The organism is Hyalangium sp., assembly GCF_035629615.1.
Classification (GTDB): Bacteria; Myxococcota; Myxococcia; order Myxococcales; family Myxococcaceae; genus Hyalangium.
Map to the genome: position 1 here is coordinate 1 of NZ_DASPHO010000395.1, position 12,190 is coordinate 12,190.

Annotated in this window: 9 protein-coding genes; 5 read left to right on the forward strand and 4 right to left on the reverse strand. The window is 68.9% G+C overall.

Annotated features, from left to right (window positions below):
* Window positions 1-1,379 (reverse strand): pentapeptide repeat-containing protein (locus VD972_RS20450; protein WP_324989513.1); only part of this gene is annotated, 1,379 nt, incomplete at its 3' end.
* Window positions 1,380-1,423: 44 nt separating this feature from the next.
* On the opposite strand from VD972_RS20450, the gene VD972_RS20455 reads away from it, so the two are divergent.
* Window positions 1,424-2,389: an RluA family pseudouridine synthase gene (locus VD972_RS20455; protein ID WP_324989515.1), complete on the forward strand. Its 966-nt coding sequence runs from the start codon at window positions 1,424-1,426 to the stop codon at window positions 2,387-2,389.
* The gene (locus tag VD972_RS20460; RefSeq protein WP_324989517.1) at window positions 2,386-5,019 is read left to right on the forward strand and encodes a PBP1A family penicillin-binding protein; all 2,634 of its coding nucleotides are present in this window, start codon (window positions 2,386-2,388) and stop codon (window positions 5,017-5,019) included. The genes VD972_RS20455 and VD972_RS20460 overlap by 4 nt, the downstream gene beginning before the upstream one ends.
* Window positions 5,020-5,056: 37 nt before the next feature.
* Here the strand turns inward: VD972_RS20460 and VD972_RS20465 are convergent, their stop codons facing one another.
* Both VD972_RS20465 and VD972_RS20470 read right to left on the reverse strand, forming a co-directional pair.
* On the reverse strand, window positions 5,057-5,818 hold the full coding sequence (locus VD972_RS20465) for an SDR family NAD(P)-dependent oxidoreductase (protein ID WP_324989519.1): 762 nt from the start codon (window positions 5,816-5,818) through the stop codon (window positions 5,057-5,059).
* 48 nt (window positions 5,819-5,866) lie between these two features.
* The gene (locus tag VD972_RS20470) at window positions 5,867-7,783 is read right to left on the reverse strand and encodes a sensor histidine kinase (protein ID WP_324989520.1); all 1,917 of its coding nucleotides are present in this window, start codon (window positions 7,781-7,783) and stop codon (window positions 5,867-5,869) included.
* Window positions 7,784-8,002: 219 nt separating this feature from the next.
* Here VD972_RS20470 and VD972_RS20475 point away from each other — a divergent pair, with 219 nt between their 5' ends.
* Entirely contained in the window at window positions 8,003-8,401 is a 399-nt protein-coding gene (locus tag VD972_RS20475; protein ID WP_324989522.1) for a response regulator, read from the forward strand.
* A gap of 21 nt (window positions 8,402-8,422) precedes the next feature.
* On the opposite strand, the gene VD972_RS20480 is transcribed toward VD972_RS20475, so the two are convergent.
* Window positions 8,423-9,451 (reverse strand): histone deacetylase, encoded by a 1,029-nt coding sequence (locus VD972_RS20480; RefSeq protein WP_324989524.1) that lies wholly within the window; start codon window positions 9,449-9,451, stop codon window positions 8,423-8,425.
* A 145-nt stretch (window positions 9,452-9,596) separates the two neighbouring features.
* On the opposite strand from VD972_RS20480, the gene VD972_RS20485 reads away from it, so the two are divergent.
* Both VD972_RS20485 and VD972_RS20490 read left to right on the forward strand, forming a co-directional pair.
* Window positions 9,597-11,648, forward strand: a complete 2,052-nt coding sequence (locus VD972_RS20485) for a methyl-accepting chemotaxis protein (protein ID WP_324989526.1) — start codon at window positions 9,597-9,599, stop codon at window positions 11,646-11,648.
* A gap of 67 nt (window positions 11,649-11,715) precedes the next feature.
* On the forward strand, window positions 11,716-12,190 hold a 475-nt coding region (locus tag VD972_RS20490; protein ID WP_324989528.1), incomplete at its 3' end, for an MFS transporter.

Sequence of the window (12,190 nt, forward strand, 5' to 3'; positions counted from 1 at the left end):
TCCTCGGGCACCTCGCCCTCGGGCACGCCCAGCTCCGCCTTCGCCAGCACCGCCACCTTCGCAGGGATCTCCGCCGCCTTCAGCGACTGGATGTACGTCATCTCCCGATCGTGGCACTCGCGCGTCTCCGGCCCCGTCAGCCACTGCGGCTCCATCCCCTCCGGCAGCCGGCTCACCAGCTCCAGGTGCGTCACCGTCTCCGCCAGGTACGCCAGCCGCCGCAGCCGCGCCTCCTCCGGCAACGCCGCGAACACCTGGAAGCCCTCGAACAGCGCGTTCCGATTCTCCCCCGTCGCCGCCTGCGCCAGCTCCATCGCCGGCTCCGCCGACTCTAGCGCCTCGTCCCAGTTGTTCTCCGGGTTGAAGCCCGCCTCCAACAGCGCCGTGTAGAGCTGCGTCGCCGCCAGCCGCCGCCGAGCCTCCTGCAGGTGCTCCACCACCTCGTGCGTGAGCCGCAGCTCCAGCAGCGCCCCCGTCACCCGCGGGTCGATCGCCCCCGTCAGGTCATCGACATCCACCTCCGCCCGCAGCGCGTCCTTCAGCACCTTCGCCGCCGAGAACCGGAACAGCGGCACGACCCCCACCTCCCGCAGGTACATGGCCGCCACCGCCGCGTCCTTCCCACCCAGCCGCAGCGACTTCTGCGCCCGCTCCACCGCCCCTGGATCCGCCGACGGCTTCTTGTTCTCCAGCCGGGACTTCACCGCCTCGCGGTACATCCCCTCCAGCGAAGAGCCCGGCGGCAACCGCTGCGGCAGCAGCGGCCTCAGCCCCGGCACGTCCAGCACCCACACCGGCGGGGCCGCCTGCCGCTTCAACGCCCGGAAGAACAAGGCCCCCGGAGTGTCCTGAGGCTTGAAGGGCGGCAGCTCCTCCGCCGCCGGCCCCACCACTGCCGCCGCGGCCGCGCCCAGCGCCTTCTCCCGCTGCTCGCGCGTGAAGGCCGTGATTCCCTGTGCCGGAGGGGGCGGCGGGGGAGGGGCCTCCTCACCATCCAGGCCCACCACCCGGTCCATGTCCACGTCCTCCAGCTCCAGCTCCTCCAACCCCCTCGCCCCTGTGAAGTCGCAGCGCAGCAGCTTCAACTTCTCGAAGGTCGCCCCCTCGAGGTTCGCGCCCCGGAAGTCACAGTCCTGTAACCGTCCTCCGTGGAAGTACGCGTTGGAAAGGTCCGCGTCGCGGAAGTTCATTTTCGACAGGTCGCACCGCTCCCACTCGGAGCCCACGAGCTCCAGGCCCGACAAGTCCGCGTTCGCGGAGAAGAGCTGGGTGAACGTAGCGCCTGTGTGGTCGGTGGGTACCTGGCCAGCCTTGCGGAGTTTGTTCCACTCGGCCGAACCACTCTGAAGCAGCTTCTCGATACTGGGAGCCTTCGGCATGGACCCGCCATTATTCGTGTGCTCTGGTCCCGTGCAAAGAACAAATGATCGAGTATCGAATCGAAGAGGACAGTACGGGGATGCGGCTGGACAAGTACCTGCGCAAGCGCCTGCCCAACATCCCCACCAGCCACCTCTTCAAGATGATCCGCGTCAAGAAGGTCCGCGTGAACGGCAAGCGGGCCCAGCCCGAGCAGCCCCTGGCTGCCGGGGACGTCATCGCCATCCGCGGTGACGAGCAGCAGCTCCTCGGCCCTGCCAAGTCCGGTCCCCGCACCCTCCCCGCCCCCCCTCCCGTGGACCCCAGCGAGCTCGTCATCCTCCTGGAGGACGACTGGATGATGGCCGTGGACAAGCCCAGCGGCATGGCCGTCCACACCGGCAGCGGCATCACCGGGGGCACCCTGGTGGACTATGTCCGTGCCTACCTCGGGCCCACGGCCGTCCGCAACGACTTCACCGCCTCCCCCGCCCACCGCCTGGACCGGGAGACCTCCGGCGTCATCCTCGTGGCCAAGCGCCGCCCCGCAATGGTCCACTTCACAGAAGTTTTCACTGAGGGTAGATCCCGCAAGCGCTACCTCACCCTGGTGAAGGGGAAGATGCCCAAGGACTCCGGGGTCATTGACTTGCCCCTCTCGGAGCACCAGCAGACGGCCGAGTCCAAGGCCCGTCGAGGGGTGAACATGCAGGCGGCGCTCACCCGGTGGAAGGTCATCCGGCAGTCGAGCGAGGTGGCGCTGCTCTCCTGCTCCATCGAGACGGGGCGCACTCATCAGATAAGAAGGCACCTGGCCTCAGTGGGTCACCCCGTTGCCGGGGACAAGAAGTATGGTGATTTTGCCTTCAACCGGGATGTGCGGGCCCGGTGGGGCTTGAAACGTCTGTTCCTGCACGCCGAGCGCATCGAATTTCCTCACCCCCAACACGGTGGGAAGGTGACGGTGGAGGCGCAGTTGCCTCCAGAGCTGAAGGACATACTCAGAAGAGCTGCGCTGGAACCGTCATGAGCACTCCGAAACCGATGATTGACCGCAGCCGCTCGAAGCTCGTCCTCGAGGAAGGAAAGAAGCGCCCCAAGTGGGTCTTCCCCCTCAAGCTCCTGGGCTGGCTCGCCCTCACGGGGGCCACCGCCGGAGTCGTCTCCGTGGTGGCGGTGTACTACATCTTCTCCCCGGGCCTGCCCGCCATCCCCAAGGTGGATGAGTACTGGCCGCCCGTCGTCACCGAGGTTTATACGGACGACGCGGTGCTGGCCGGCGAGTTCTACAACCAGCGGCGCAAGGTGGTGCCCTATGAGCGCATCCCCAAGCGGCTGGTGCAGGCCTTCATCGCCAGCGAGGACGCCAGCTTCTTCGACCACTTCGGCGTGGACGTGCTGGGCACGACGCGCGCCGTCACCAAGACGGTGCTCTCCAAGCTGGGCCTGCGCAGCGGCGGGGTACAGGGCGGCTCCACCCTGACGCAGCAGACGGCGAAGGCGGTGCTCATTGGCGCCGAGGGCTACAAGGAGGCCACCGCCAAGACGCCCAAGCGGAAGATCCGCGAGGCCCTGCTCGCCATGCGCCTGGAGGCGGCGCTGACGAAGGAGGAGATCCTCTACCTCTACCTGAACAACGTCTTCCTCGGGCACCACAGCTACGGTGTGCAGAGCGCCGCGGAGAACTACTACCGCAAGGACGTGAAGGATCTGACGCTGGGGGAGATGACGCTCATCGCCGGACTGCCCCAGGCGCCCAGCCGCTACTCGCCCTTCCTGCGGCCCGAGGCGGCCAAGAAGCGCCGCTCCTACGTGCTGCGCCGCATGCTGGACGAGGGGATGATCACCCAGGCCGAGCATGACACGGCCAACGCCGAGCCCGTGAACGTGTACCCCGTGGAGGACGTGTTCCACGAGTTCGCCCCGTACTTCGTGGAGCAGGCCCGCCGAGACATCGTGGATCGCTACGGTAACCCAGTGCTGCTGGAGCAGGGCCTGAAGGTCTTCACCACCATGGACAGCGAGCGGCAGCGCGCCGCGCAGGAGGCGGTGCTCACCGGCCTGCTCGAGCTGGACAAGCGCCAGGGCTGGCGCGGCCCGCTCACCGAGAAGCCCCTGCCCCCGGAGGAGCGCAGCGCCTTCGTCGCTCGCGCGAAGAAGGTCATGGGCGACGAAGACCTCATCCTCAACCGGCTCTATGTGGCGCTGGTGTCCAAGATCGACGCCGACGGCAAGGGCGCCGACATCCAGATCGGCCCGTACACTGGCCGGCTGCCGCTGATCGGCATGCGCTGGGCGCGCAAGGTCAACCCCGAGTCCTACTACTCACCGGGCGGGATGATCTCCTCGGTGAAGAAGGCGATCTCCGAGGGAGATCTGATCGTCGTCCGCCACGTGAAGAAGAGGGACCTGTGGGACGACAAGGACCAGTACGACAAGAAGCTGGCCGAGGAGATCCCCGACGACGAGCCCAAGGCGGAGACCGCCGAGGCTCCCAAGCCCGCCCCCGCCAACAAAGGGCCCAAGCTCTTCCGGCTGGAGCAGCTCCCCGAGCCGCAGAGCGCGCTCGTCTCCATCGATCCGCACCGGCAGTACCTCACCGCCATGGTGGGCGGGTACGACTTCGACGACAACGAGTTCAACCGCGCCTTCCAGGCGTGCCGCCAGCCGGGCAGCTCCTACAAGCCGCTGGTCTACGCGGCGGCCATCGAGAAGCTCAACTGGACGCAGGCCACCGTCATCGTGGACTCGCCCATCGTCGAGCACGATCCGGACAACAAGGTCTCCTGGAAGCCGGAGAACTTCACCTCGGAGTTCGAGGGGGAGGTGCTGCTGCGCACCGCGCTCATCAACTCCATGAACATCCCCGCGGTGAAGACGTTCGGGGCGGTGGGCACCAAGAACATGGCCGAGTGGGCGAAGACGCTCGGCCTGTCCACGCCGATGAACATGGACTTCTCCGCCGCGCTCGGCTCCTCGTGCGTGTACCCCCTCGAGCTGGCGCAGGTGTACGCCACCTTCAACCGCTACGGGCGCAAGAAGCCCACCTACTTCGTCCGCAAGATCGAGGATCGCTTCGGGCGCACGCTGGAGGACCACACCGCGCATGACGATCCGTGGGCACCGCTGCAGGACCGGGTGGCCTCCGGCTACGCGCGCCTCTTCGAGCCGGGCGAGCAGGTCATGAGCCCGGAGACGGGCTTCATCGTCACGAACCTCATGCGCGGGGTGGTGCTGGAGGGCACGGGCGGCCCGGCCCAGCGCCTGGGACGGCCCTCCGCGGGCAAGACGGGCACTACCAACGACTCGTTCGACACGTGGTTCTCCGCCTTCACCCGGGATCTCGTGACGGTGGCATGGGTGGGCTATGACTTGAACGTGCACCCGCTCAACCGCTTCGAGACGGGTGGCCGCGCCGCGCTCCCCATCTGGCTGGACTACATGAAGAAGGCCATCGCGGAGCGGCCCCAGTCGGAGTTCCTCCCCTGGCAGAGCATGCAGCTGGTGCGCCTGCCCATCGACGTGAAGACGGGGAAGATCGCCTCCGAGGGCTCCAAGCACATGAAGCACATGTTCTTCAAGAAGGGGACCGAGCCGAAGGATGTCGCCCCTCAGAAGGGCCAGATCGACGAGCAGCAGTTCCTGATGGGCCAGCAGTAGCGCGGGCCTTCGGAGAGAGGGCTCGGGTCGAGGGCCCTCAGCGCAGCTTGCGCATCAACGGATCGAAGACGGCGTTGGGGAGCGCCTGCGCCACCCCCATCGCCGCGCGCGTCTGCCATGGGAAGGAGAACACGGGCACGCCGCGCAGGATGGCGCGCCCCATGCGCTCCGCCGCGTCCTCCGGCTCCAGCATGAAGGGCATGGGGTGCTTGTTCGGCGCCGTCATCTCTGTCCTCACGAAGCCCGGGTGGATGCAGGTGACGCGCACGCCGGTGCCCCGCAGATCCACGCGCAGGCTCTCCAGGAAGATGGCCAGGAACGCCTTCGAGCCGGAGTAGGCGGCGTTGCGGGGCAGCCCCCGGAAGGCCGCGATGCTGGAGATGCCCACCAGGTGGCCGCGCTTGCGCTCCACCATCTGCGGCAGCACCGCGCCCAGGGTGGCCGCCGTGCCCTGGACGTTGACGTCGAGCACCTGCTTCACGCGCTCCCAGTCGAAGCGCTTCCCGTTCGTGTTGTGCCCTACGCCGGCGTTGGCCACCACCAGCTCCAGCCCGCCGCAGTCCGCGTCGATCCGTTGGATGCGCGCGATCGTCTCGTCCGTCCGTGAGATGTCCATCTCCACCGGCTCCACCGTGCCGCCGGCCGCGCGGGCCTCCTCGGCGAGTGTCTGGAGGTGATCCTTGCGCCTGGCCGCGGCGAACACCCGCGTGCCGCGCCTGGCGAACCACAGGGCCAGCCCACGCCCCAGCCCGCTCGAGGCCCCCGTCACCAGGGCCGTCTCGTACTTCCTCTCAGCCATCTGCCCTCTCCCGCGTTGCCGCCACGCTGGGGCAGAGGCTGCTCTGCGTCAAGGCGCGGGTGAGGCGAGCGGCAGATCCACCTCGAAGGCGGCGCCCTTGCCGGGCTCGCTGGAGGCCCGGATGGTGCCGCCGAACGCCCCCACGAGGTGGCGCGTGAGGTAGAGCCCCAGCCCCAGCCCGCCGAAGTGCTCCGCGGAGACAGCGCGCTCGAAGCGGTCGAAGATCCGCGGCAGGTGCTCGGGCGAGATGCCGATGCCGTCGTCCCGCACGGTCAGCCGCGCTCCCGTGGGGACGCGCTCGACAGCCACGGTGACGGGGCGGCCCGCACCGTACTTGAGCGCGTTGCTGAGCAGGCTACTCACCACCTGCTCCAGGCGGATCCGATCCCAGCGCCCCACCACCGGCTCCCCGGCGCTCACCTCCAGCGGGGTGCTCGTCCGCGCGGCCTGCGCCGCGAAGCGACTGACGACCTCTCGCACCAGCACCGAGAGATCCACATCCTCCAGGTCCAGCACCAGCCGCCCCACCTCGAGCCGGGACACGTCCAGCAGGCTCTCCGCCAGCGTGGACAGCCGCTTGCACTGGCGCTGGAGCACGGTGACGTGCTCCTTCAGGCGAGCGGAATCCACCGGAGCGTCCCGCCGCTCCAGCTCCCGCCGGAGGCTCTGCAGCCGGAGGCTCAGCGGGGTGAGCGGTGTCTTCAGCTCGTGCGAGGCGACGGCAAGGAACTCGTCCCTCAGCCTCACCGCCTCCAGAGAGGCGCGGTAGAGCAGGGCGTTGTCCACCGCCAGGGCCGCGCGCGCCGCCAGCTCCATGGCCAGGCGCAGATCCGCCTTGCGGTAGCGCCGGTGGGAGCCGGCATAGGCGAAGGTGATGGCCCCCAGCGTCCTCCCGCGCGCCTGCAGCGGGGCGATGAGGTACGACTCGAGCCCCAGGGAGCGCAGGGCGCGCAGGTGCTCCCCGTCGCGGGCCGCTCGCGGCAGCTTCGCCTCGGGCACCTCGCCGCGCAGCTCCGGCTGGCCGTTGTGGATGACCCTGCCGGGCCCGTAGAAGTCATCCAGGCGGGAGGGCCAGCGGTGCTCGAGCTCCCAGGCCACCGCGGCCTTCTCCTGCACCCGGTGCGCCACCGCCAGCCGCCGGATCCTCCCATCCTCCTCGAGCATGTCCACCGCGCACAGGTCCGCCACCCCGGGCACCGCGAGCTGCGCCACCCGATCCAGCGTCACACGGAAGTCGAGCGAAGCCGCGAGCGCCTGGCTGGCCCGGGCGATGAACCGCGCCTTGCGCTCGGCCCTTCGCGCCCGGCGCGCCAGGCGGCGGATGTCCATGCCAGCGACGATGCGGCGCGCGAGCTCCTCGGCCACCTCGAGATCTTGAGGCCCATAAGGCGCCTCGGGCGCGCACCGGCCCAGCAGCAGCATGCCGAGCACGCGCCGCCGCCCCTTCAGCGGCACCATCAGCACCGAGCGGGGCTCGAACTCCTCCAGGCTCGCCAGAGGCTCCGGGAGCATCCCCACCTCTCGGCGGATCTCCACCGGGTAGTCTACGAAGCGCTGCGAGATGCCGGTGTGGATCACATCCAGGAGCGGGCTGAACGCGGTGTCCGAGCGCGAGTGGCTGACGAGGGCCCGGAGCCGGATCTCCTGCTCCGGATCCTCATGGGCCGCCGTCACCCGGTGCGGCCCTCCATCCCTCGTGACGAGGTCCACCAGGCAGAAGGTGGCCAGTCCATGGGTGGTGGTCAGGCGTGCGACGTCTCGGAGCAGGCGGCGCAGGCCACTCGTCCGGCGGGAGAGCAGGCGGCCTGCCGTGGTCAGCAGGCGCAGAGAATATTCGGGGGTGGGTCGCTGGGTGGAGATCTCTTCTTGCCCCTTCACGCGGGACTCCGGGAAGTCATGGCGCGCACCCTCCTCGTGCCCGTTGCTGGAGCCATGGAGGCCGATGCTGGAAGTGCTTGGATTCATGGCTTCAATCGAGGACGAGAGGCGTACCTGTCTTAGGTAAGGATGCTCCGGCCATCGTGCCGCGTGCGAAGCGGGGGCTGCGCTCCCATCTCACCGCCATGGGGGTATTCCCCGAGCGGGAGCCTGCCTCGCTCGCTCTCCCTTCGGGCGCAGGGCGGAACCCCTCGGTGGCCATGCCCCGCAGTCATCCTCACCCTGAAGGGAAGGGAGGAGAGGGCAATGGAGCCTCGGAGCTGCCTGCTGGTCGTCGATGACGACCATGACATCTTGCTGTCGCTTCAGGACGCCCTCGAGCTGGAGGGGTACTGCGTCACCACCGCGAGCACCGGCCGCGAGGCGCTGGAGGCGCTGGAGAAGGGCCTGCGTCCGGATCTCATCCTGCTCGACCTGATGATGCCGGACGTCAGTGGGTGGGCCTTCCGCGCCTGGCAGCGCTCCCAGGAGGAGTTCGCCTCCATCCCCGTGGTCATCGTCTCCGGACAGGGCCTCAGCGCCTCGGAGGTCTCCCGGCTGGGGGTAGAGGGGTACCTGCCGAAGCCGCTGGAGCTCGATGAGCTCCTGGCCACCGTGGCGCGCTTCGTCCCAGAGGACCGGCAGCCGGGGGTTGCGTCCTGGTAGCGGGGGCTCGGCGCTCCGGGCTCACCGCAGGTGCCAGTAGGGCTTCAGCGCCTCGCGGCTTCGGGCCAGCGCGTGCCTCGTCTCCGAGGTCGTCTCCCCGGTGGGGAAGCTGTCCTTCCGGCCCGCGAGCACCTCCACACACGCGTGCACGGACTGGGAGAGCCCCTGCAGCGAGTAGCCCCCCTCCAGCAGCAGCACCAGCCGGCCGTCGCACACGCTCTCCGCCAGCGACTTCATGGCCGAGCACATCGCGGCGAAGCCCCGCTCGCTGAGCAGCATCCCCCCGATGGGGTCGTCCCGGTGCGGATCGAAGCCCGCCGAGACGAGGATGAGCTGCGGCCGGAACGCGTCCGCTATGGGCAGGAACAGCTCCTCGAAGAGGGCCCCGTAGTCCGCGTCCGTGGCACCCCCGGGGATGCCGCAGTTGACGGTAAAGCCCTGGCCTTCGCCTACCCCCACCTCGTGCGGCGCTCCCGTGCCCGGGTAGTAGGGGTACTGGTGCACGGACTGGTAGAGCACATCCCTGCGCGCCCAGAAGGCCGCCTGGGTGCCGTTGCCGTGGTGCACGTCCCAGTCGAGCACCAGCACCCGCTCGGCCCCCTGACGGCGCGCCGCCTCCGCCGCGATCGCCACGTTGTTGAAGAGGCAGAAGCCCATGGAGCGGCCGGGCTCCGCGTGGTGCCCGGGGGGCCGCACCAGCGCGAAGGCATTGCGCGCCCGGCCCGCCATCACCTCCTGTACCGCCTGCACCGCCGCCCCCGCGGCGAGCACCGCCGCGTCGTAGCTGTCCTCGGACGCATGGGTGTCCGGATCAATGTCGGCCTCCTCTCCCGCCAGACCCGACAGGTACTTACACAGCTCCGGCGTGTGGACCGAGGCCAGCTCCGCCTCCGTCGCAGCGCGGGGTGCTGCCACCTGCGCCCCTTCTACCGGCGCGCGCTCCAGCACCGAGAGGATGCTCCGCAACCGCGCTGGGCTCTCCGGGTGCCCCGGACCCGGCTCGTGCTTCAGGAACAGGGGGGCAGTCAGCAGGAGGGTGGGGGGAGGCATGCGGCGGCTCCAGGGGAGGAGGGGGCAGGACCTACTCCCCCTGTGGACCAGAATCCATGGTGATCCCGGATTCTTCCAACCTGGAGGGGAGGATCCCTTCCCGTTCCTTGCCCTTTGTTGGATTCCCTCCTTTGATGGCGGGGCCTTGGCTCGCATCCTCCAGAAAGTCGGTCTCCGCGGCCTCCTCTTCGGCGTCTTCACCGTGGCGCAAGCCGCCCTCTTCGTGGTGTTCGCCATCGTGGTGGCGGACTCGGTGAAGACGTTCCTCAACACCCGGCTCGCGGTGCACGGGCGCGCGAAGGCCCAGGAGCTCGCGGGGGTCATCGCCTCGGACGGGCTGGCCATCCAGGCGGGCCAGCCCCTGCGCAGCGTCCTCGAGCCGATGCGCTGGGACGACGACTTCAAGTTCGCCGCCATCCTCGACAAGGACGGCCAGCCTGTCGCCACCGTGGGCGTTCTGCCCAAGGACTTCGCTCCCCTGGTGATGGGCTTCGCCAAGAGCGGGATGCCCGCGTCCCACGATCTGGCGAACAGCGACCGGATCCTCACCGCGTCCCTGGAGGGGGACAAGGGGTGGGCCCTGGTCGGGGTGAACTTCTCCGGCATCTCCGAGGCGGTCTCTTCGCTGCGCTGGAACATGCTGCAGGTGTTCGGCGTGGGGATGCTGCTCTTCGTGCTCGTGTTCATCTTCGTCACCCGGCTGCGCATCCTCCAGCCGCTGGACGCGATGATGTCCATGGCGCGCCGGCTGGCCGAGTCTGACTTGACGGGCCGGGTGGACGTGGCCACCCAGGACGAGCTGGGCAAGCTGGCCGAGGCCCTCAACCGCATTGGCCAGAGCTGGCGCGAGACGCTGGGGCGTGTGCGCGGCGTGTCCGAGGGCCTGGCGGGCGTCATCGAGCAGATCTCCCGCACCGGCACCACCGTGTCCTCGGGCGCGAGCACCGTCCAGGCGCGCGTGGAGGAGACGTCCTCCTCCATGGTGGAGATGCTGGCGAGCCTGCGCGGCATCGCGGACAACGTGGAGGTGCTCTACCAGAGCGCCGAGCAGAGCAGCTCCTCCATCGTGCAGATGGCCGCCACCAACGACGAGGTGGCCGAGAACGTCCAGTCCATGGCCGCCAGCGTGGAGGAGACGACCAGCGCCATCGAGGAGATGTCCTTCTCCATCCGCGAGGTGGCCACCAACATCGCCGCCCTGTCCTCCTCCACCGAGGAGACCTCGGAGAACATCAAGCGGATGGACTCCTCCATCGGACAGGTGGAGACGAACGCCAACGAGACGGCCCGCCTGTCCGAGCAGGTGTCCGAAGACGCCCAGTCCGGCGTGGAGTCGCTGCAGAAGACGCTCACGGGCATTGACCGTATCAAGGAGACGAGCCGCACCGCCGCCGGCGTCATCGAGAGCCTGGGCAAGCGCATCTCGGACATCGGCAACATCCTCAACGTCATCGACGATGTGGCCGAGCAGACAAATCTCCTAGCGCTCAACGCCGCCATCATCGCCGCCCAGGCGGGCGAGCACGGCAAGGGCTTCGCGGTGGTGGCTGAGGAGATCAAGGATCTGGCCGAGCGCACCGGCGCGTCCACCAAGGAGATCGCCGAGCTCATCCGCAGCATCCAGGACGAGAGCCGCAATGCCGTCGCGGTGATGAACCAGGGCGTGAAGAACGTGGAGGAGGGCGTGCAGCTGGGCCGGGATGCCGAGGGCGCGCTGTGGAAGATCAACGACAGCGCCCAGAAGGCCACGCAGATGGTGAAGGCCATTGCCCGGGCCACGGTGGAGCAGGCCCGCGGCAGCCGGCAGGTGACGGCGGCCATCCAGCGCATCTCCGAGACGGTGTCGATGATCTCCAAGGCCTCCAACGAGCAGGCCAAGGGCAGCGATCAGATCATCAAGAGCGCCGAGCGGATGAAGGCCATCACCGCGCACGTGCAGCGCAGCAGTCAGGAGCAGACGCAGGGCAGCAAGCAGATCACCCGCTCCATCGAGAGCATCAACGAGATGGTCACCCACCTCAACCGCGCCCAGAAGGAGCAGACCAAGGGCAGCGAGCAGGTGCTCAAGGCGGTGGAGACCATCAAGGGCGTCTCCGAGCACCAGACGCGCTCCGTGCGGCAGCTGGAGGAGGCCATCGATCACCTGCAGAAGCAGGCGGAAGTGCTGCGCGGCGAGGTGCGCCGCTTCCGGGTCTGAGCCGCTCCTGAAGCACGCCCTCACCTGGGGTGCACTTCGGAGCCGATGGTGTTAGTTCTTTGCTCGCATGTCGTCCCGTCCTGTCTCCGAGCGCGCCGTCATCTTCCTGATCGGGGCGGTCCAGTTCGTCAACATCCTCGACTTCGTGATGGTGATGCCGCTGGGCCCCGACTTCGCGAGAGGGCTGGGCATCGACTCCTCGCACATCGGCTACATTGCCGGCAGCTACACGGCGGCCGCCAGCGTGGCCGGGCTGGTGGGCGGCTACTTCCTCGATCGCTTTGACAGGCGCAAGGCGCTGGCCGTCTGCATGCTGGGGCTGGTGCTGGCCACGGGCGCCGGGGGCCTGGCGATGGGGCTCCCCTCGCTGATGTTCGCGCGGGTGCTCGCCGGCTTGTTCGGCGGCCCGGCCACCTCGCTGGCCATGGCCATCGTCGCCGAGCTCATCCCCGTGGAGCGGCGCGGGAGGGCCATGGGCGCGGTGATGGGGGCCTTCTCGGTGGCCTCCGTCGTGGGAGTCCCCCTGGCTCTCGAGGTGGCGG

Coding starts and splice junctions, on each gene's coding strand:
- VD972_RS20480 (WP_324989524.1), bottom strand. CDS start 9,451: ATGCCTCCCCCCACCCTCCTGCTGACTGCCCCCCTGTTCCTGAAGCAC.
- VD972_RS20470 (WP_324989520.1), bottom strand. CDS start 7,783: ATGAATCCAAGCACTTCCAGCATCGGCCTCCATGGCTCCAGCAACGGG.
- VD972_RS20460 (WP_324989517.1), top strand. CDS start 2,386: ATGAGCACTCCGAAACCGATGATTGACCGCAGCCGCTCGAAGCTCGTC.
- VD972_RS20475 (WP_324989522.1), top strand. CDS start 8,003: ATGGAGCCTCGGAGCTGCCTGCTGGTCGTCGATGACGACCATGACATC.
- VD972_RS20465 (WP_324989519.1), bottom strand. CDS start 5,818: ATGGCTGAGAGGAAGTACGAGACGGCCCTGGTGACGGGGGCCTCGAGC.
- VD972_RS20455 (WP_324989515.1), top strand. CDS start 1,424: ATGATCGAGTATCGAATCGAAGAGGACAGTACGGGGATGCGGCTGGAC.